This is a genomic window from Parafrankia sp. EAN1pec, from assembly GCF_000018005.1.
GTDB lineage: Bacteria > Actinomycetota > Actinomycetes > Frankiales > Frankiaceae > Parafrankia > Parafrankia soli.
In genome coordinates this window covers 1,094,279-1,114,395 of the sequence record NC_009921.1, presented here as the reverse complement: position 1 = coordinate 1,114,395, position 20,117 = coordinate 1,094,279, and the positions used below count along the sequence as shown (strand labels likewise).

At 72.1% G+C, this 20,117-nt stretch carries 16 protein-coding genes and 1 tRNA gene; 8 read left to right on the top strand and 9 right to left on the bottom strand.

Annotated features, from left to right (window positions below):
* Positions 1 to 123: 123 nt before the first annotated feature.
* Positions 124 to 1,443 carry an FAD-dependent oxidoreductase gene (locus FRANEAN1_RS04655; RefSeq protein WP_041255499.1) on the top strand — a complete coding sequence of 440 codons (1,320 nt, stop codon included), beginning with the start codon at positions 124 to 126 and terminating at the stop codon, positions 1,441 to 1,443.
* A gap of 139 nt (positions 1,444 to 1,582) precedes the next feature.
* Here FRANEAN1_RS04655 and FRANEAN1_RS04650 read toward each other — a convergent pair whose 3' ends face one another.
* The gene (locus FRANEAN1_RS04650; RefSeq protein WP_041253689.1) at positions 1,583 to 2,932 is read right to left on the bottom strand and encodes an aspartate aminotransferase family protein; all 1,350 of its coding nucleotides are present in this window, start codon (positions 2,930 to 2,932) and stop codon (positions 1,583 to 1,585) included.
* Between the two features lie 260 nt (positions 2,933 to 3,192).
* On the opposite strand from FRANEAN1_RS04650, the gene FRANEAN1_RS04645 reads away from it, so the two are divergent.
* From FRANEAN1_RS04645 to FRANEAN1_RS04635, 3 genes are all read left to right on the top strand, one after another.
* On the top strand, positions 3,193 to 3,681 hold the full coding sequence (locus FRANEAN1_RS04645) for an Lrp/AsnC family transcriptional regulator (RefSeq protein WP_020458591.1): 489 nt from the start codon (positions 3,193 to 3,195) through the stop codon (positions 3,679 to 3,681).
* A gap of 112 nt (positions 3,682 to 3,793) precedes the next feature.
* Complete coding sequence (locus tag FRANEAN1_RS04640) at positions 3,794 to 4,060, top strand: hypothetical protein (RefSeq protein ID WP_041253688.1); 267 nt, start codon at positions 3,794 to 3,796, stop codon at positions 4,058 to 4,060.
* A 76-nt stretch (positions 4,061 to 4,136) separates the two neighbouring features.
* Entirely contained in the window at positions 4,137 to 6,056 is a 1,920-nt protein-coding gene (locus tag FRANEAN1_RS04635; RefSeq protein WP_020458589.1) for an ABC transporter ATP-binding protein, read from the top strand.
* A 175-nt stretch (positions 6,057 to 6,231) separates the two neighbouring features.
* Here the strand turns inward: FRANEAN1_RS04635 and FRANEAN1_RS04630 are convergent.
* Both FRANEAN1_RS04630 and FRANEAN1_RS04625 read right to left on the bottom strand, forming a co-directional pair.
* A tRNA-Met gene (locus tag FRANEAN1_RS04630) sits at positions 6,232 to 6,305 on the bottom strand.
* A 113-nt stretch (positions 6,306 to 6,418) separates the two neighbouring features.
* Complete coding sequence (locus FRANEAN1_RS04625) at positions 6,419 to 9,526, bottom strand: UPF0182 family protein (RefSeq protein WP_020458588.1); 3,108 nt, start codon at positions 9,524 to 9,526, stop codon at positions 6,419 to 6,421.
* 93 nt (positions 9,527 to 9,619) lie between these two features.
* Between FRANEAN1_RS04625 and FRANEAN1_RS04620 the strand changes: the two genes are divergently transcribed.
* On the top strand, positions 9,620 to 10,126 hold the full coding sequence (locus FRANEAN1_RS04620) for a PPA1309 family protein (RefSeq protein ID WP_018502257.1): 507 nt from the start codon (positions 9,620 to 9,622) through the stop codon (positions 10,124 to 10,126).
* Between the two features lie 153 nt (positions 10,127 to 10,279).
* On the opposite strand, the gene FRANEAN1_RS04615 is transcribed toward FRANEAN1_RS04620, so the two are convergent.
* The 3 genes from FRANEAN1_RS04615 to FRANEAN1_RS04605 form a co-directional block, all read right to left on the bottom strand.
* Complete coding sequence (locus tag FRANEAN1_RS04615) at positions 10,280 to 11,326, bottom strand: PDZ domain-containing protein (protein WP_020458587.1); 1,047 nt, start codon at positions 11,324 to 11,326, stop codon at positions 10,280 to 10,282.
* Between the two features lie 116 nt (positions 11,327 to 11,442).
* On the bottom strand, positions 11,443 to 11,754 hold the full coding sequence (locus FRANEAN1_RS04610) for a hypothetical protein (RefSeq protein ID WP_020458586.1): 312 nt from the start codon (positions 11,752 to 11,754) through the stop codon (positions 11,443 to 11,445).
* Between the two features lie 61 nt (positions 11,755 to 11,815).
* On the bottom strand, positions 11,816 to 12,286 hold the full coding sequence (locus FRANEAN1_RS04605; protein WP_041253687.1) for a molybdenum cofactor biosynthesis protein MoaE: 471 nt from the start codon (positions 12,284 to 12,286) through the stop codon (positions 11,816 to 11,818).
* A 99-nt stretch (positions 12,287 to 12,385) separates the two neighbouring features.
* Between FRANEAN1_RS04605 and FRANEAN1_RS04600 the strand changes: the two genes are divergently transcribed.
* The 3 genes from FRANEAN1_RS04600 (at position 12,386) to FRANEAN1_RS04590 (ending at position 17,207) form a co-directional block, all read left to right on the top strand.
* A complete protein-coding gene (locus FRANEAN1_RS04600; protein ID WP_020458584.1) occupies positions 12,386 to 13,744 on the top strand; it encodes a zinc-dependent metalloprotease in 1,359 nt (452 codons plus the stop codon).
* A gap of 576 nt (positions 13,745 to 14,320) precedes the next feature.
* The gene (locus FRANEAN1_RS04595; protein WP_020458583.1) at positions 14,321 to 15,520 is read left to right on the top strand and encodes a ThiF family adenylyltransferase; all 1,200 of its coding nucleotides are present in this window, start codon (positions 14,321 to 14,323) and stop codon (positions 15,518 to 15,520) included.
* Positions 15,521 to 15,575: 55 nt separating this feature from the next.
* Positions 15,576 to 17,207, top strand: a complete 1,632-nt coding sequence (locus FRANEAN1_RS04590; RefSeq protein WP_020458582.1) for an AarF/ABC1/UbiB kinase family protein — start codon at positions 15,576 to 15,578, stop codon at positions 17,205 to 17,207.
* A gap of 111 nt (positions 17,208 to 17,318) precedes the next feature.
* Here FRANEAN1_RS04590 and FRANEAN1_RS04585 read toward each other — a convergent pair whose 3' ends face one another.
* From FRANEAN1_RS04585 to FRANEAN1_RS04575, 3 genes are all read right to left on the bottom strand, one after another.
* Complete coding sequence (locus tag FRANEAN1_RS04585; RefSeq protein WP_020458581.1) at positions 17,319 to 19,151, bottom strand: alkaline phosphatase family protein; 1,833 nt, start codon at positions 19,149 to 19,151, stop codon at positions 17,319 to 17,321.
* Between the two features lie 109 nt (positions 19,152 to 19,260).
* On the bottom strand, positions 19,261 to 19,536 hold the full coding sequence (locus FRANEAN1_RS04580) for a WhiB family transcriptional regulator (protein WP_198145593.1): 276 nt from the start codon (positions 19,534 to 19,536) through the stop codon (positions 19,261 to 19,263).
* A gap of 174 nt (positions 19,537 to 19,710) precedes the next feature.
* Complete coding sequence (locus FRANEAN1_RS04575) at positions 19,711 to 20,034, bottom strand: hypothetical protein (protein ID WP_157472336.1); 324 nt, start codon at positions 20,032 to 20,034, stop codon at positions 19,711 to 19,713.
* Positions 20,035 to 20,117 lie beyond the last annotated feature (83 nt).

The following is a 20,117-nucleotide window of genomic DNA, read 5'->3' as shown; positions in this document are numbered from 1 at the left end:
ACGGAACGATCTGTTCCGGCGGAGCGGGAGGCGACGGGCACCGTGCGCGACACCGACACCGGAGCAGAGGCCGACGAAGCGGTCACACCGACGGCCGTCAGCAAGGCGCCGGCGCGCCGGGCGATGGTCAGCCCGACGGGCTGGTCGCTGTGGACGGACACCCTGGACGGCGCGGCGCGCCGCCCCCGGCCGCGGGCCCGCGGCGCGCTCACCGCCGACGTCTGCGTCGTCGGAGCCGGCTACACGGGCCTGTGGACGGCCTACTACCTGGCCCGCACCCATCCCGCGCTACGGGTGATCGTGGTGGAGAAGGAGACGGCCGGGTTCGGCGCCTCCGGGCGCAACGGGGGCTGGTGCTCGGCGCTGTTCCCCAACACGGCCCTCGCCGGGCAGATGCGGCCCGCCCTGGCGGCGACCGTCGACGAGGTCGGCGCGGTCGCCCGCGAGGAGGGCATCGACTGCGACTTCGTCAAGGCCGGCTACCTGAGCGTGGCGACCACACCGGCACAGGCTGCCCGGCTGCGCCGCGAGGCCGGCTCCGCCTGGCTGGACGCCGCCGCGGTGGCGGGCATCGTGCGGGTCGCGGGGGCCGAGGGCGGCGTCCTGGACCCGGACTGCGCCGCGCTCCATCCCGGCCGGCTCGCGCGCGGGCTCGCCGACGCGGTCGAGCGCCGCGGGGTCACGTTGTTCGAGCGCAGCCGCGCGCGCCGGATCGTCCCGGGCCGGGTCGTACTGGAGGGCGGGGTCGTGCGGGCGGACGCGATCGTGCGCGCGACGGAGGCCTACACCGCGGCGCTGCCCGGTCTGCGCCGCGAGCTCGTGCCCGTCTACTCGCTGCTGATCGCCACCGAGCCGCTGCCGCCGGCGGTCTGGGACGAGATCGGCTGGGAGCGGCGGGTCACCGTCGGCGACGGCCGCCATATGATCATCTACGCGCAGCGCACGGCGGACGGGCGGATCGTGCTCGGCGGCCGCGGGGCGCCTTACCACTTCGGCTCGCGGGTCCGGCCGTCCTTCGACGTCGTGCCGGCCGTCTTCGACCATCTGCGGCGCACCCTCGGCGCGCTGTTCCCGGCCGCCGCGTCGGCCCGGATCACCCACCGCTGGGGCGGGCCACTGGGGGTTCCCCGCGACTGGACACCCGCCGTCCACCTGGACCGGGAGACCGGGCTGGCCCACGCGGGCGGGTACGTGGGCGACGGGGTCGCGGCGAGCGCCCTCGCCGGCCGGACGCTCGCCGAGCTGATCACCGGGCGCACCTCGGAGCGCACCGGCCTGCCCTGGGTCGGCCACTCCCGGCGGCGCTGGGAGCCCGAGCCGCTGCGGTGGCTGGGTGTGAACGGCGGCGCGCTGCTGGCGTCCGCCGCCGACGCCCGCGAGAACCGCACCGGACGGCCGTCCCGCCTCGGCTCGACCCTGTCCGTCCTCACCGGCGGCCACTGACGCCAGCGACCGCCGACAGTCAGCGAATGCTGACAGTCAGAGAATGCTGACAGTCAGCGACCATTGGCAGTCAGCGGCCGCGACGGCCGGCGGGCGCTCACGGCCGGCGGGCGCTCACGGCCGGCGGGCGCAGGACCCGTCAGCCGCGGGCGAGGTCCGCGGCCATCGCGTCGAGGCTCGCCAGGTAGCGGTCGACGTCGGCGTCGGTGTGCTGGACGGACAGCGTCCACTCCTCCTCCCGGCCGGGGGCCATCAGCACCTGCCGGTTGGCGTTGTAGAGCCAGGCCAGCTCCGGCAGGACCGCGTTCTGGTGGGCCATGAAGGACGTGTAGTCCCGGATCGGGGCGTCGGTGAAGTGGACGCATCCCTTCGAGCTGATCCCGACGGCGTAGCCGGCGATGCCGTGGCGGGCCAGGATCGCGGTGCAGCCGTCCACCAGGCGGTCGTTGAGGCGGTCGAGGTGGGCGTAGGCGTCCGGGGTCAGGACCTCGGTCAGGCTGGCCCGCGCCGCCGCCATGACCAGCGGGTTGCCGTTGAAGGTCCCCACCTGTTTCACCCTGTCCTCGGCGACCGCGGCCATCAGCTCCGCGGTGGCGCCGATCGCGCCGGCCGGCAGTCCGCCGCCGAGCGCCTTGGCGAGGGTGACCATGTCGGGCAGCACCCCGAACCGCTCGACGGCGCCGCCGGCCGCGACGCACAGCCCGGTCTTGACCTCGTCGAAGATGAGCACGATGCCGTGCCTGCGTGTGATCTCCCGGACGGCCTCCAGGTAGCCCGGCTCGGGCAGGACGACGCCGAGGTTCATCATCGCCGCCTCCATGATCACACAGGCGGGCTTGCGCCCCTCGGCCTCGAGCGCGGCGATCCGCCGTTCCATCGCCGCCGCGTCGTTGAACGGCACGGGCACCGTCAGGTCGACCACCGCCTGCGGGATTCCCGCGCCGTAGGCCAGGGAGTTCATATGGTCCGCCGGCCCGATGTCCCCGTAGGGGGTGCCGATCGAGACCATCACGTAGTCGTGATGGCCGTGGTACGAGCCGAAGATCTTGACGATGGTGTCCCGGCCGGTCACCCCGCGGGCGATGCGGATGGCGTCCATGGTCGCCTCGGAGCCGGAGTTGACGTAACGCCACTGCGGCAGCCCGAAGCGGCGGGCCAGCTCCTCGCTGACCAGCACCGAATCCTCGGTGGGCATGGCGAAGTGCGAGCCGAGCGCCATCCGCTCGGTCACCGCGCGCACGATCGCGGGGTGGGCGTGGCCCTGAACCATCGAGCCGTACCCGTTGTGGAAGTCGGAGTACTCGTTGCCGTCGACGTCCCAGACCAGCGAGCCGCGGCCGTGCGTGAGGTAGATCGGCCAGGGGTCGCGCAGCTGGTAGGAGGACGGGACCCCGCCGGTCATCGTCCGCAGGGCACGGGTGTGCATGGCCTCGGACGCCGGAGTGCGGGCCTGCAGCGCGCGCTCCTCCCGCTCGAGGAGATCGGTCACCCGCCCGGCGTGCCCAGTCCGCGGCGGGTCACCGGGACGAGGAGTCGTGGTCGTCGCGTTGGACACCGTCACCGCACCCTTCCCTTGCTCTCGGCTATCGAAAGCGTAGCCCCGGGGCGCTGTTTGCGATGGAATCCGTGGAGACGGAGAGGTAGAAATGCCATATCCAGGCCAACGCCCCCGCGCCCATACGATGACGCGCAGCGAGTACTTGCCCCACGATCGGCGTCCATCGGACGAAACATCCAGGAGGATGTCGCGTGCAGTCACGCAGGTCGCCCGGTCAGCGCCAGACTCCGGAACCGCTGCTGGACGACATCAACAAGGCGATCATCGAGCAGCTCCAGCAGGACGGCCGCCGGTCCTACGCGGCGATGGCCACGGCCGTCGGCCTGTCGGAGGCGGCGGTCCGCCAGCGCGTGCAGCGCCTACTCGACGCCGGGATCATGCAGATCGTCGCAGTGACGGACCCGCTGCGCGTCGGCTTCCGCCGCGAGGCGATGGTCGGCGTGCGGGTCTCCGGGGACACCCGCCAGGTGGCCGAGGCCCTCGCCCAGCTCCCGGAGGTCGACTACGTCGTCCTCACCGCGGGCGCGTTCGACATCCTGATCGAGCTCGTGGCCGAGGACGACGAACACCTGCTGTCCCTCATCAACGACCACATCCGTGCGCTTCCGCAGGTCAGGGAGACGGAGACCTTCGTCTACCTGCGACTGGTCAAACAGACCTACACCTGGGGCGCTCGATGACCGAAAACGTCGGCGCCACGACAACACTTGCCACCGGGCAACCATGAAGAGCCAACAGGAGTCCAACCTTTCGCTAAGACTGGTTGATTCCGGCTCGATCGATGAGGAGACCATGGCGCTCGTCCACCATGACCCGCGGGACGGCATCCTGATCACGAAGATCGGGCAGGCGGAGATCACCGTCCGGCCGGAGCCCCCCGCGAGCACCGGCGCCGCGCCGGTCGTCCTGCTGCGGGTCGACGCCCCCATGCTGGACAGCCTGGCCGCGGCGTACCTCGACCCCGACGAGGCCCGCTCGCTGGCCCGGGCGCTGCTGCGGGCAGCCGACCAGCTCCGGCCGGCCAGCCCCTGGCGCACTCCGGAGCGCCCGACCGGCTGAGCCACGCCGCTTTTCCGACCACCGCTTCGGTGATAATTCAGGTGCGAGGATCGGAAGTCCTTGTCACGCTTCCGGGGTGACGATCACGTCCTCCCGCACGGCCGACACGTCCCGCCCCGCGGCGAGTCTGGTAGCCGCGCCAGGCTCGGCGACGGGCCGCAGCCCGCACGCCGGCCTGCGCTCCTACCTCGCGCACCTGATGACCTTCCGGTGGCGGGCGGCGGCGGTGCTGTGCGTGTTCGTCCTCGCGAACGCGCTGCTCGCCGTCGTACCGATCTTCGTGGGCCGGTTCGTGGCCGCACTCGCCGCCGTACCGGTCGACACCGGTGCCGCCTACCAGGCCGCCGCGCTGCTGATCTGTTGCGGGATCGGCCACGACCTGTCCTGGCGCAGCGGTGAGCTGCTGTGGGTGCGGCTGATCCTCGCCCGCGGCTACGACTACGAGAACCTCGTCTTCGACAAGGTGATCACGCAGCCCTACCCGTACTTCGTCGGCGCCTTCACCGGAAAGATCAGCAGCTACGTCGGCACGCTCGGCCGGGAGTACCGCGAGTTCCTCAACGCGGTGTACTGGGAGTTCTGCGAACAGCTGGTCAGGGTGCCGGCGCTCGCGGTGATCATGTTCACCGTGAACGTCCCGACCGGCTGCGCGTTCACCGTGTCGCTACTGATGATGCTCGCGCTGGGGCGGCTGACGGTCTCGCGGGTCGCCGCCGAGGAGCGCAACACCGCCGACACCGCCTCCGACCTGGACGGCCGGATCATCGACGTGATCGCGAACTTCGTCGCGGTGAAGTCCTTCGGCCGCGAAGGCGCCGAATCCGCGCGGGTGCGCGCCGAGCGCCGGGGTGTCCTGCGGGCAGCGACGGGGTCCTTCCGGTGGAACATCGTGTACTTCGCGTCGATGAGCCTGGTCGTGCGCTACCTGGTCGGACCCGGGACGATCCTGCTGAATCTGCACCTGTTCCTGGCCGGCGATCTCACGCTGGCGCAGCTGACCACCTTCCTGGCCGCCCTCGCGGTCTTCTCTGACTACATCTGGAACACGGTCTGGCTGGTCTCACAGCTGAATCTGCGATTCGCCCGGGTCGAGGAGGCCTACCACTACCTGTTCGGCGGCCGCGACATCGTCCGGGAGGACCGGCACCAACAACCCACCGCACACGGATGGCCTGCCGCCCTCGAACGACCCGACGTCCACGGAGCATCGCAGCTCCACAGGGCGACCCAGCTTCCCGGGCCGGTCGGCTACACCCGGTCGCTCAGCATCCACGATCTGCGCTTCGCCTACCCGGACGAACCCGGGCGCGCGGTGCTCGACGGCATCACCCTGGAGATCGCCCGGAACGAGAAGGTCGGGATCGTCGGCCAGAGCGGCAGCGGGAAGTCGACCCTGCTGAAGCTCCTGCTCGGCTACTACCCGCTGCCCGCCGGGACTCTGGCGCTCGACGGCACCCCGATCGACGACCGCCAGCTGGCCGGCCTGATCTCCTACGTCCCGCAGGACGTCACCCTGTTCCACCGCTCGATCCGGGACAACATCGTCTACGGCAGCGCCGCCGGGGTGACCGACGAGCAGGTCATCACGGCCGCGCGCCGCGCCCACGCCCACGAGTTCGTCAGCCGCACCGGTCAGGGGTACGACACCCTGGTCGGCGAGCGGGGCATCCGGCTCTCGACCGGGCAGCGTCAGCGGATCGCGCTGGCGCGCGCGTTCCTCGGCGACGCGCCCATCCTCATCCTGGACGAGGCGACCAGCGCGCTCGACAGCGAGAGCGAACGGCTCGTTCAGGACGCCCTGGAGGATCTGTGGGCCACCCGGACGGTGATCGCCATCGCGCACCGGCTGTCGACCCTGCTGACCATGGACCGGATCGTTGTCCTGGACGGCGGGCAGATCGCCGAGCAGGGCACGCATGAGGCCCTGCTCGAGCTGGGCGGGCGGTATGACCGGCTGTGGCGCCGCCAGAGCGGCGGGTTCGTCGCGGTCGACTGACCGTCGCAGTCAACTGACCAGGACCGGCGGCGGCCGAAGCCGACGGCCGGGAGAATCCCGCCCAAACGTCGTCCAGTGGTCGATGGCCGACCGGTCGGGTCGGTTCCGCATCGGAAATACCCGCATAAAGAAATTCCCCCGAGAGAGTGACTCTCTCGGGGGAATTTCTTCTTTGTAGCGGGGGCAGGATTTGAACCTGCGACCTCTGGGTTATGAGCCCAGCGAGCTACCGAGCTGCTCCACCCCGCGTCGGTGTGTGTCTTTACTATACAGGGACGCGGAGCCCGGATGTCAAACGAGCGGGGGAGAAATTTTCCGCCCGCTCGCCGGGCGCCCGGGAGACCCCGGGCGCCCGGCCTGGTTCAGCCGGGATCCCCGGTCCGCGCGACGGCCGGGCGGACCGCCGGTGGGTTCTCGGCGACGGCCGGCCGCACCGGTGGGCCCGGATCCCCCGCCCCGTCCATGGCGGCGGGCGCGGCGGCTGGCGCCGCGCGGGTCGTCGAGGCGGGCTCGGCGGTGGCCGGCGGCGCGGAGGCGGGCGCCGTCGTCGCCGGCGGTTTCGTCGGTGCCGTCGCCGGAGGTGCCGTCGTCGGCGCCGGGGTCGTCGGTGACAGCTGGCGCAGCCTGTCCAACGCCGCCTGGAGGTCCGTCTGGGCCCTGCCGTAGGCGGCGAAGTCCGGCGGGTTCTTGCCGAGTGCGTCCTGGCCCGCCTGGTAGGCGCGTTCGGCTTCGGCGACGGCGCCCGCCAGATCCCCGGCCGGCGGTGCCGACGGCGCGGGGCTCGACGGTGGGGACGTTGTCCCCGGTTCGGTGCCCGTGGAGGGCGCGGCCGAGGTGCCCGCCCCGGCCGCGGACGCGCCGGCCCCCGCCCCGAAGACGGCGTTCAGCGCCTCCGCGAGCGAGGAACCGAACCCGATCCGTTCACCGAAGGCTGCCGCCACCCCCTGCAGGGTCGGATATCCCGTCGATCCGCGGGCCTGGACGTAGTACGGCTCCACGTAGAGCAGCCCGCCGGCCACGGGCAGCGTCAGCAGGTTGCCCTCGATCGTCTGTGAGCCCGCGCCGCGCCAGAGGTTGAGCTGCCGGACGACGTCGCCGTTCGACTCGATGGCGGCCTGCACCTGGACAGGACCGTTGATCGTGTCGCCCGGCGGCAGCTGCAGCAGGGTGAACTGGCCGTAGTTGTCCGAATCCATCGAGACGGCCATGTAGGCCGCGAGCTTGGACGACCGCGCCGAGATCAGCGGCGAGGTCAGGTTGTAGGACGGTTCCTTGCGCCCGGGGAGCTGGCTGTAGACGTAGAACGGCGGCTGCGGCTCGCGGGTGTCGTCCGGGGACTCGGAGACCGTCCAGAAGTCCTCCTGGGAGTAGAAGTCCCGCGGGTTGGAGACGTGGTACTGCCCGAGGAGGTCCCGCTGGACCTTGAACATGTCCTCCGGGTAGCGGAAGTGCTCCATCAGCGCCGGCGGGATGTCGGCCTTGGGGCGCACCGTGTCGGGGAAGGCCTTCATCCAGGTCCGCAGCACCGGGTCCTGCTCGTCCCAGGCGTAGAGCGTCACCGTGCCGTTGTAGGCGTCGACAGTCGCCTTCACCGAGTTCCGGATGTAGTTGACCTGGTTCTCCGGCTGCTGGGTGCGGTTGCGGCTCTGGGTGGTCACGGCGTCGGCCGTGACGTCACCGAAGGTCCGCCGGGCCGAGTAGGGGTAGCCGTCCGAGGTGGTGTAGCCGTCGAGGATCCAGGTGACCCGCCCGTCGACCACCGCCGGGTAGGGGTCGCCGTCCAGGGTGAGCCAGGGCGCCACCTTGCTGACCCGGTCCCGCGGGTTGCGCTCGTAGAGGATGCGCGACTGGCCGGTGATGTCGCCGGAGAGCAGGATGTTCGGCTCCCCGAAGCGCAGCGCGAACAGCGCCTGCCGGAAGGTCGAGCCGACCGAGACGCCGCCGTCGCCGGTGTAGCTGGTCGTGAGCTGGGTGTCGTTCGGCCCCGGGCCGTCGATCTCCGCTTGGCGGGTGCCGACGATCGAGTACTGCGGGGACATCTCACCGAAGTAGATCCGGTTCTCGGTGACGCCGAAGTCACCGGTCTCCGGCAGATTGCGCTCGGTGAACGCGGGGCGGCCCTCATCGGCGGTGTTGGACGGCGCCGCGACGAAGCCCCGCCCGTGGGTGTAGGTCAGGTGCTGGTTGATCCAGTTCCGCTGGTCCTCACCGAGGCCGTCCTGGTTGAGCTCACGGACGGACACCACATAGTCCCGGGTCGTGGTCTTCCCGTCCGAGGTCGTGGTGTAGCGGTCGACGTCGAGGGTCTGCGGGAACCCGTAGTAACCACGGATCTGCTGGAGCTGCTGGAACGTGGTGGACAGCTTGCTCGGGTCGAGCAGGCGGATGTTCGGGACGGTGCCCTTGTCGTCGGCTATCTGCTGCGCCGTCGCGCCCGTGGTCGCCGGATACGGGACCGGTTTGACGTCCTGGATGTCGTACGCGGACCTGGTCGCGGCTATGTTGCGCGCGATGTAGGGCTCCTCGCGCGACGCCTCGTTCGGCCGGACCTGGAACTGCTGGACGATCGCCGGGTAGATCCCGCCGATGACCACCGAGGACAGCACGAGGATGCCGGCACCGAGCAACGGCAGCGTCCAGCCCCGCTGGAAGATGTTGTAGATGAACAGCACGGCGCAGGCCAGCGAGATGAACAGCAGGATGAGCTTCGCCGGCAGCACCGCGTGGACGTCGGTGTAGGACGCTCCGGTCGACACGCCCCGGGCCGAGAACACCAGGCCGAAGCGGTCCAGGTAGTAGGCCCACGCCTTGAGTAGCGCGACCAGCCCGAGCAGCACGGAGATGTGCGCCTTCGCCGCCGGGGCCACCCGCTCGCCGGCGGACTGCAGCCGGATTCCGCCGAACAGGTAGTGGGTGAGCACCGCGACCAGCAGCGAGAGCATGACCGCGGTGAGCAGGAAGGCAAGCAGGAAGCGCTGGAACGGATAGCTGAAGGTGTAGTAGCTGATGTCCCGGCCGAACTGGGCGTCGGTCTGATTGAACGGCTCGCTGTTGATCCACAGCAGCCAGGTCCGCCAGCGCCCGGACGCCGACAGCCCCGCGATCAGCCCGAACAGGGTCGAGACCGCCAGCAGGACGAGCAGCATGTACGGTTCGATCGCAACGCGGTACCGCTCGAGGTTCTGCTGCTCGGTCGAGAGGGGCCGGATGGGCGGCCGCAACTTGTAGGCGAGTACTATGTTCGTTCCCACCGCAATTGCCATGACCGCACCGAAGAGCACGAACAGAAGTATTCGTGTGAATACGACGGTGCCGAAGACGTTGCTGAAGTCCACCGAGCGGTAGAACAGAAGATCTGTGTAGAGGCGAGTGAAGACGCCGAGAAACACGACGAGCAGGACCAGAATGACCAGCACCGGCACGAGCAGGCGTGTGCGTGTCAGCAGCGGTCTGCGACTGGTTCCTGCCACAAGCTCCTCCGTCCGTTCCGGGCGCGGGTCGAGTGCCCGCCTTCAGGGCAACCTACGCCAGCCGAGTGTGGCTAGATCCGAGAGGATGGGTCGGTGACCAGTCCGAGCATCACCGAGTTGACCTCCGTCGTCCTGGAGGTCGAACGCCACGTCGCCGAGCTGGGCTGGGACCAGCCCAGCCAGGTCTACGCCCTCGCGGACACATCCGAGCTGCTGATGCGCGAACCGGGCCTCGCCCCCCACATCGGCGACGCCCCGCCAGGATCCCTAACGCCGGTGGAACAGGAACCGCTCCCGGCCGGGCGGCTCGACGAAGTCCTGTCCGGCATCGGCTGGCCGCCCGAGGTTCTCGGCTGCGTCCTGGTCACCGAGCTCGTCGTGCTGCCGCCCAGTGCCGAGGCCGAGGTGCCCTACGACGAGCGCGACATCGAGCACTGGGCCGCCAACCACCCGGAGCGCCAGGACGTCCGGCTCGCGGTCGGGGTGACCCGCGCCGGCATGCACGCCTCGTGCCTGCGGGTGCGCGGCGACGACGAGCTGGTCATCGACCCCGACCTCGCCGACAACCTCGTCGACGGCCTGCTCGAGACGTTCCGGTAGAGCCGCGCCCAGGAATCGAGGAGGGGGCGGGCGGCCTCGGGGGCGCCCGCCCCCTCGCCGCTCCCGCTACACGGCCGTCCCCACATGCTGCCGTCCCTGGCCGGCTGTCCCTGCTCCGCTGCGCTGCCAGCGCCTACCGAGCCGGCGTTCGTGCTACGCCGCGGAGCAGGTGGGCACGTTGGTGGCGTCGGGCTTGGCCCGCAGGGTGTTGAGCGCGTCCAGGGCTCCCGACAGGTTCGTCACCTGGACAAGCCGCAGGTCGGTGTTCATCCGGACGGCGTCCGCGCAGTTGCCCTTCGGGACCAGGAAGACCGAGGCGCCGGCCCGCTGCGCGCCGAGGATCTTCTGCTGGATGCCCCCGATGGGGCCCACCTCGCCAGCGGCGTCGATGGTCCCGGTGCCGGCGACCGTCTTCCCGCCGGTCAGCTCGCCGGGGGTGAGCAGGTCGACGATGCCCAGCGCGAACATCAGGCCGGCGCTGGGCCCGCCGATGTCGGAAATCCGAATACGGACGGTAAACGGGTACGACCGTTTCTCCGTCGTCGTCACCCCGATCATCGGCCGCGTCGGATCGTCCGTCGCCGGCCTGGTGGTGATCCGCCCGGTGCCGGCGGTGCCGTCCCGCCGGTAGGCGACCTCGACCACCTCACCGGGCTTCACCCGGCCGATCTGCTCCCGCAGGCCGTCCTGACCGGTGATGGCGACGCCGCCGACGGAGGTGATGACGTCACCGGCGCGCAGCAGGCCCTGGGCCGGCGAGTCGGACAGCACCTCGTGTACGACGACCTCTGCCCCGGTCGGGGCGATGCCGAGCTCGCTCAACGCGGCCGCGGTCGCCTGGTCCTGGGAGTCGATCATCGCCTGGGTGTTCTCCTGCCGGATCTGCTCCTGGCTGGAGCCCGGCGGACGGACCAGCTCGCTGGGCACAACAGCCCGGTCGGAGGCGAACCAGTCCTGCAGGGCGCCGAGCAGGTTCAGCCGGGGCGTCTCCTCGACGGTGGTCAGCTCGAGGCTGCCGGCCGTCGGGTAGGTCTTGCGGCCGTCGATCTCGATCAGCGGCGCCCCGTCGACCTTACCGAGAGTGTCGGTAACCGGACCGGGCGCAAAGGTCACAAAGGGCACCGGCAGCCACAGGCCCGCGACGGCGAGGATCAGCGTCAGCACCGACGCAACGAAGAGTGTCTGCGCGCGGCGGCCCATTCCCGCAGTCTACGTAGATCGCCGCCGGCAGTTCAGATGACCGCCCGCCGACCGGCCCACCTGCCGGCCGCCCCGGCCGGGCGGCACCAGGGCACCGCTCGGCCGGGAGGGACCGGTCAGGCGTCGGCCGGACGGGCCAGGTCGCGGGAATCGCGGGAATCGCGGCCCGGCTCGCCGTCCGCCGGGTCGGGCTCGCTGCCAGCGGGCCGTGCCGACGGGACGGAGACGGGCATCATGGTCACCGAGGGTGACACCTTGACAGTAGTGGCCTCACGCGCGGACGGGATGGGGCGGGCGAGGGCAGCCATGCTCCGGCGGTAGCCCTCGACGGTGATCATGGCTTCGGAGGTGCGGTCGGGTCGGCTGCGCAGGGTGAACCAGGCAAGAGCCAGGAGCACCGCGACAGGTGGGATCAGCAGGAACCACATGGCGGCCTCGACGTCGAGACGGGGGAAGGAAGATGACCAATATCTATCCTAGGTGCCCCGCTCAGCAGGCGCCTACCCATTCTGTCGCGCCATCGGCGAATGCCTGGCGCTTCCAGATGGGCACCTGTTCCTTCACGTCGTCGATGAGGCGCCGACAGGCCTCCAGTGCCTCCGCGCGGTGCACGGCACCGGCGGCCACGACGACCGCGATGTCCCCGATCGCCAGCCGACCCGTCCGGTGCAGCACCGCTATGGCGTGAACGCCCAGCTCAGCGGCCACATCGCCGGCCACCCGGGCCAGCTCGTCAGCGGCCCGGGGATGCGCGCTGTACTCGAGGTCCACCACCGACCTGTCATGATCATGATCGCGGACGGTGCCGATGAAGAGACCGATTCCACCGACCTCCGGCAACCGCACGGCGGCCAGGCATTCGTCGACAGAGAGCGGCAATTCACGCATCTCCGCAAGAACGACGACACCTCGGGCCACACCGTCGACAACGGGCACCGGATCCGAGCAGGTCACATCCACCCCCTGACGGTAACGCCCGGCCGACTCCGTTTCACCGGTCGGCCGGAAAACGCACTACCGTGGGTTCATGTCCCTACGGCACGCCCACAGGCCCCACCCATGAGCGGCGGCGGCTTCCCCTTCGGCTTCGGCCCCACTCCGGGTGGCGACCCGGAGCGCCCCGCTGGCGGGGCCCCGTTCTTCGCCGAGCTCGAACGGCTGCTCTCCTGGCAGGGCGGTCCGGTCAACTGGGAGCTCGCCCGCCAGGTGGCGGTGCGGACCCTGGGCGGCGACGACCGCGCGGTGCGGGCCGCCGAGACCGGTGAGGTCGAGAAGGCGCTGCGCATCGCCGACGTGTGGCTCGACCCGATGACCGCGCTGCCGGCCGGCGCGACCACCGCCGCGGCGTGGTCCCGCGAGCAGTGGATCGAGGCCACGCTGCCCGTCTGGCGGACGCTGTGCGACCCGGTGGCGGGCAAGGTCGTCGAGGCCATGCGCACCGGGATCTCGTCCGGCCTGAGCCAGCTCGGCGGCGGCGACCTGCCGCCCGAGCTCGCGGGCGCGCTGCCGCCCGGCGTCGACCTCGGCCGGCTGATGGGCGCCGGCGGGCCGGTCGTGCAGATGATGAACCAGGTCGGCGGCATGCTCTTCGGCGCGCAGGTCGGCCAGGCCATCGGCAGCCTGGCGGCCGAGGTGGTCAGCTCGACCGAGGTCGGGCTGCCGCTGGGCCCCGCGGGCACGGCCGCCCTGCTGCCGGCGAACGTGGCCGCCTTCGGGCAGGGTCTGGGCGTCGAGGACGAAGAGGTCCGTATCTACCTGGCGCTGCGCGAGGCGGCGTCGAACCGGCTGTACGCGCACGTCCCCTGGCTGCGGGCGCACGTGCTGGGCGCGGTCGAGGAGTACGCGCGTGGCATCGCCGTCGACCCGGAGGCGGTCGGCCGCGTGATGCGGATGATCGACCCCACCGCGCTGATGAACCCCGAGCGGCTCACCGAGGCGCTCGGGGAAGATGTCTTCGCCGACGCGGACACCCCCGAGCAGAAGGCGGCACTGGCCCGCCTGGAGCTGATCCTGGCGCTGATCGAGGGCTGGGTGGACCACGTCGCGGACACCGCCGCGTCCGAGCACCTGCCGTCCGCGGCGAAGCTGCGCGAGATGGTCCGTCGGCGCCGCGCCGAGGGCGGCCCGGGAGAGCAGATCTTCTCGACCCTCGTCGGCCTGTCGCTGCGCCCGCGCCGGCTGCGCGAGGCCGCCGCGCTGTGGGAGGCGTTGCGCGAGGCCCGCGGGCACGACGGGCGGGACGCGGTATGGGCGCATCCGGACCTGTTGCCCGGCGGGGAGGACCTCGCGGACCCGTCCGCGTTCGTCTCCGGCGCCGGAGCGGGCTCCGACGTCGACATCATGGCGGAAATCGAGAAACTCGACGACACGGCGCCCGGAGAAGACACTCCGCCGGCCTCGGGTGACTCGCCTTCCTGACCTCGGCGCTCCCGACCCAGCGTGACATGCACGGGTCTGAGGACCACACGAATTGACCGGCAAGGCGAATCAGTCGTAGCTTGACCTCGCGGCCCCCGGGTATGCGAGGCGCCTCCGGAAGGGGAAGCCGGAGGCTCCACGTTCCACCCGGGGGTTCGTCTTCCTCACCCGCCGGCCCGTGCCCGGCGTTGCGTGCCTCGCACCCGGCGTACTGTGCCCGCCCGTGGCGGCTGCCGTCGTTGCGCTGCACCCCTGCGATCGTCGGTGCCCGCCATCCGTTGCGGCCCTCACTCCCGCAACTGCTCCGCGCCGCCGCCGTGACGCACGCCATGGCTCGCGCGGCGGGCCGCCAGCCTCGACCTACCGCAGGTGGCGCCACATTTTTGCACCTTTTGCCCCGAATAGCCGGTGGTGAAACCCGCAGCGACAAGGCCCGCCCACAGGTCAGGACCGTTCGGGAATGGGCTGTCCACAGGGCGCGATCATCCGCACTGCGGCATTTCGATCTCATGTCATCGTGGACCTGTTGTCATCGCCGCCGGCCCGCTCGGTGCCGGCCGACGCGAAGGGGGTCCCGTGCGCCCGGTCCTCAAACCCGGCCTTCGCCGCCTCTGGCGGGACAGCACCACCCTGCAGATCGGTGTCGATCCGCTTCGTGCCGTGATCATCACCGACCTGAGTCCGGCGGACGTCTCGGCACTCGACGCGCTGGACCAGCCGGGCCCTCACCTCGACCCCGGCGGCCAGGCCGACGATCCCGCCACCCAGGTGATGATCGAGATGCTGGCCCAGGCCGGGCTGCTCGACGACAGTGCCGACACCGAGCCGGCGCCCCAGGACGACGCCGACCACGGCCGCCTCGCCCCGGATGTCGCCGCCATGTCGCTCGCGACCTTCGGAGTGCGTCCGCCCAGCTCGGTCCTCGCCGCCCGTAGTCTGGCCCGGGTCGTCGTCCGCGGCGCCGGGCGGATCGGCGCCCAGATAGCGGCGCTGCTCACCGCGGCCGGCGTCGGGCAGGTCATCGTCGACGACCCCGGCTCCACCTCCGCGGCTGACGTCGCTCCCGGGGGGTTGCGGTTCGACGACATCGGGCGGCCCCGGGCCCTCGCCGCCCACTCCGCGATGGGGCGAGTCGGCGGCGGGGCGCCTCGGCCACCGCGGTCCAGCAGGCCCGCGAGGTCACCCAGGTCCCCCGAGATCGAGCCCTTTCGCCCCGATCTCGTCCTGCTGGCCCCGGTGGGGATCCCGCTGGTCCACCCGGACGAATGCCTGGGGCTGGAGCGGTCCGGGGTCCCGCACCTGCTCGCCGGCGTCCGCGAGACCACGGGCATAGTCGGGCCGCTCGTAGTGCCGGGGGTCAGTTCCTGCCTGCACTGCCAGCACCTGTACCGCGACGCCCGGGACCCCGACTGGCCGATCCTGGCGCTGCAGATGGTCCGGCCGTCGGAGCGCGGCCCCGACCCCTGCGAGATCTCGCTGGCCACGCTCGTCGCCTCGATGGCGGCCATGCAGGCGCTCGACTACCTCGAGACCAGGCCATCGGCTGGCCGCGGATCGGCGGCAGGCCTGCCGGCCACCGCCGGCGGCACCCTCGAGGTCAGCAGATCCGACCTACGGATCCGACGCCGCACCTGGCCGGTGCACCCGGAGTGCCCCTGCCGCACCGCGCGCGCCGCGGCGGACGGGCCGGTCCCCGGGGATCAGTCCGACCTGTCACCACCGGTGGCCGCCCCGTCCGCCCCCGCGGACGCCATCGCTCCCAGCCACGCAGTCTGAACACGGGTACGGCGCGGGCGGCGCGGCATCCGGTTTGAGGAGGCACGATGGAGCTGTGTCCGACATCCCACGGCGAGCGGTCGTCCGCACCGCCAAGCTCGCGACCCTCCCGATCGGCATCGCCGGCCGGGCGACACTCGGCGTCGGAAAGCGCCTCGGCGGCAGGCCCGCCGAGGCCGTCGCGACCGAGCTGCAGCAGCGCACCGCGGCGCAGATCTTCCGGGTGCTCGGCGAGCTCAAGGGCGGGGCCATGAAGCTCGGGCAGGCGCTGTCCGTCTTCGAGGCCGCGCTGCCCGACGAGGTCGCCGGCCCCTACCGCGCCGCGCTGACGAAACTGCAGGAGGCGGCGCCACCGCTGCCCGCCGCCACGGTGCACAAGGTCCTCGCCGAGGAGCTCGGCCCCGAATGGCGGGCCCTGTTCGCCAGCTTCGACGACACACCCGCCGCCGCCGCGAGCATCGGCCAGGTGCACCGCGCCGTGTGGGCGGACGGCCGGCCCGTCGCGGTGAAGATCCAGTACCCGGGGGCGGGCTCGGCCCTGCTGGCTGATCTGAACCAGCTGGGCCGCGCCGCGCGGCTGTTCGGCGCGCTGACGCCCGGTCTCGACATCAAGCCGCTGGTCGCCGAGCTCAAGGCACGCATCACCGAGGAGCTCGACTACCGGCTCGAGGCCGCCTGGCAGCGGGCGTTCGCGCAGGCCTACGCCGACGACCCGGACATCGTCGTCCCCCGGCCGATCGCCGGGGCGGACCGGGTCCTGGTCAGCGAGTGGATCGACGGGGTGCCGCTGTCGACCATCATCGACCGGGGGACGCAGGAGGAGCGGGACCGCGCCGGCCTGCTCTTGGTCCGCTTCCTCTACTCCTGCCCCGGCCGGGCCGGGCTGCTCCACGCCGACCCGCACCCGGGCAACTTCCGGCTCCTCGCGGACGGCCGGCTCGGTGTTCTCGACTTCGGGGCGGTGAACCGTCTGCCCGGCGGGCTGCCCGAGCCGATCGGCCGGCTCGCCCGGCTGACCCTCGCCGGTGACGCCGAGGCCGTCGCCGAAGGGCTGCGGGCGGAGGGGTTCATCCCGGAGGGCGCCGCCATCCCCGCGGAGGACCTGCTCGACTACCTGGCACCGATGCTCGCGCCGATCACCGACGAGGAGTTCACCTTCTCCCGCGACTGGCTGCGCGGGGAGGCGCTCCGCCTCGGTGACTGGCGCTCCGCCGCGGCGCAGCTCGGCCGCCAGCTCAACCTGCCACCGTCCTACCTGCTGATCCACCGGGTGACGCTCGGCGCGATCGGGATCCTCTGCCAGCTCGGCAGCTCCGGCCCGTTCCGGGCCGAGATGGAGCGCTGGCAGCCCGGGTTCGCCCCGCCGCGCAGCGCCGCCGCACGCCACGCGGCAGCCGCGAACCGGCCGAACCGCCGCCTTCCCAGACTCGACATCGAGGACGGCACCGGCGTCATCCGTCCGCTCCCCGGACCGGTGGTCCTCGCCACCGCCCCCGCGCAGCGCTCGGGGCGCTCGGGCCGCGCACGCAGCCGCGTCCGCCCGCCGGAGCAGGCCAGCACGCCGGAGCAGGCTGGTCCACCGGAGACCAGCCGACCGTCGCGGCAGGCCCGGCCAGCTCCAGGAAACCGACGCAAGCTCGAGAAAGAGGCCCAGCCCGAACCAGGGACCCAGCCCGAACCCCGCTGACCCATCCCGCCGACATGCACTATTGCCCTAACTGCCCTAAGGCAGGAGGGCCCAGGCCGAGCCCGGGGTCCAACCCGGGCCGGGCTGGCGGGCCCCGGTCCGGGCGGGAGCTCAGGTGCCTGGCGGCTGCGGCGGCAGGGAGGCCGTTGCCTGGGCCCCCGAGCCGCCCGGCCCACCCTGGCCCGCCGGGCCACCTGGCGTGGCCCGGTCTCCGAGGTTGGCCGGGCTGCCCGGATCAGCGGAGTCGGCCGGGGCTTCGTCGTCGCCGGCGAGGCCCAGGTAGATGAAGCCGTAGCCCTCGTCCCGGAAGACCACCCCGGCGCGGTGCAGGGCGACGTCCCAGTCACCGCGGCAGTCGGGGTCGGCCGCCTCGAATCCGTGGTCGGCGGTGAGCAGGATGGCCGTCTGGTCGGTGAGGCCACGGCGCTCCACCAGGTCGAGGAACACCCCCAGCCGGCGGTCGGCGTCGGCCAGCGCGGCGCGGGCCTCGGGTGAGTAGGGCCCGCCGCCGTGATGACCGGTGTCGGTGATGGTGGTGTTCCACCAGGTCAGCACAGGTGGTTCCCGGCCGTCGGCCCACAGGTCGGTGATCTGGGTCAGCCCCAGCGCGTCCACCCTTGTCGACCAGGCGTAGTTCGGGTCGGCGGTGACCCATTCGGCGCTCGCGTGCGGGTCGCCCTCGGCGGCCGGCAGGTAGTCCTCCATCCCGCCACCGGCGGCCTCGGCACCGGCACCGCCGGCGCCCGGCCCGACCCCGAGGGCTCGCACCAGGCCGAACGTCGAGTAGCTCGCCCCGCGGTCGATCGGCTCGTTCACGCAGGCCGTCTCGGTCCCGGGGCGGGAGCGGGCCACCGCCTCGAACACCGTCGACACGCCGTCCCGGAGCTGGTCGCAGGCGACGTGCCAGGTCGCGGCCTCGTTGGTGATCACCTGGCGGTCGGTCGCGCGGTCGAAGTAGACGTTGTGCAGAATGCCGTGCCGGCCGGGGCCGACGCCGGTGATCGCCGAGGTGTGGTTGGTGAGGGTCACGCTCGGGAACTCGGCCAGGGCGCCGCCGGTCAGCGCGACGCCGCGGGCCAGCAGGCGGGCGACGTTCGGGAGCTCTCCCCGGGCGGCGAGGTCGAGCAGGTCGTTGCAGTTCGTCCCGTCCCACAGCAGCCCGACCACATGCCGGGCTCCCGGCCCGGCGAGATCGTCGAGCGCGGTTCCCTCCGCCTCGGGCATCGCCGCCCCGGCGAGCGCCGCCAGGGTCGGACCGACGTCGATCACCCGGGCGACCCGCGGCAGCAGGCCACGGGCGGTCACACCTGCCCCGGACAGAACGAGCGGCGCCCGGGACTGCCCGGCGTCCAGCGAGCCGTGCTCCCCCAGATGGCCGCCCCGCTCGGGCCAGTAGTGCCGCGGGGTGTGGACGACGGCGATGTCCGGCGAGCGCGTCGGGTCGGCGAACATGGACAGCAGGCGCCGTCCCGCGAAGGGGTAGGCGTTGCGCGCGGCCGGCGGGGACGGGTCGGCGAGCGCGGCCACCAGCGGAACACCGTGCATGGGGTCCTGGTCGGCGACCGGGTCCCGGCCACGCAGGATCTCCCACGGCCCGTCCGGATCGTCGACCGGCAGGCGCGACGCACCGTCGGCGTTCGCGACGTGCAACCAGCCGTCCTCGACCCACGCGACCAGGTCGACGACGTGGGCGAGGTCGGGCCGGGTGAGCACGGCCACCGCCTGTGCCAGCCCGGGCTCCGCGACCGCCCTGACCGACCCGGCCACCCCGGCCACCCCGGCCTCGATGGCATCCCCGGCCGCGGTGGTCGTCACGGTGCCCGAGGGAGGCCTGCCGGCGGGGACGGCCTGCACGGGAGCGCCGGCCGGCGCCTCGGCGACGGTGGCAACGCGGTCGGGAGCGACACCGCTGCGGACCGGATACACGCGCTCGCTGCTGGGCACGCTCGCACACTACCGGCGCCGACCGCACCACCAGGAGAAGCACATGCCAACTCCACGGGGCGGGACGCCGACGAGTCGGCGTCCCGCCCCCGCCCCGCCTAACCAGGCCTCAGGCAGCCACCTCCTTGCGTGGGCGGCCACGCGGGCGCTTGCGGGGCACGACACGGCCCGTCACGACGAGTTCACCTCCCCAGACTCCCCACGGTTCGTTCCTGTCGATGGCGGCCGACAGGCAGGCGAGCCGCACCGGGCAGTCCACGCACACGGACTTGGCGGACTCGACGTCCGCCGGGGACTCAGCGAAGAAAAGCTCGGGGTCCACGTCCCAGCAGGGCAGGACGAGACGCTCCCGCTCGATCCGGGAAACGATCGAGGGGTCGAACACCGGGGTCACCTCCGACACTGGCGGTTTCTTCGGTTCGGTTTCTCGGTCTTGCATCCATCGACAGCGGTCAGCTCGGGTCTCGCGATGCGGTGGCGGGTCGGCGCCGGCCCTGGAAAACACGAAGGCCGCGGACCCCTGTCGGGTCCGCGGCCTCGGATTCGCTCCGTTTCGGCGCTATGCCAGGAGCGGATCTGGGACGGGGCCCCACAGGGCGAACGGGCGCAGCGAACGCGCGGCTGCCCGCGTGACGGTCGTGTTGCCGGTGGTGATGCCGGTGCCTTGCGCCGGGCCGCTGGGCCGGGTGGCGCCATGCGGAGCGGCCAGGTGCGCGCCGGTCACGCGCGCGCGGAGAACCTGATCGACGCCGATGTGCGCACCGGACGCCCAGGCGCCGGGCCGCCGGGTGGCGTGGCCGACGAGGCGGGCCTGACCGGGCTGATCGCAGGAGGTGCCGAGAGAGGGTCGCGTACGCGTATAGGCCAGCATGACGAGCCTCATCGAGATCCCTCCCTCACCCTGCGTAGGAGCGTGCTGCTGCCACCCCGCGAGCGCTGTTGATCGCGCCCCGGTGTTCATGGAAC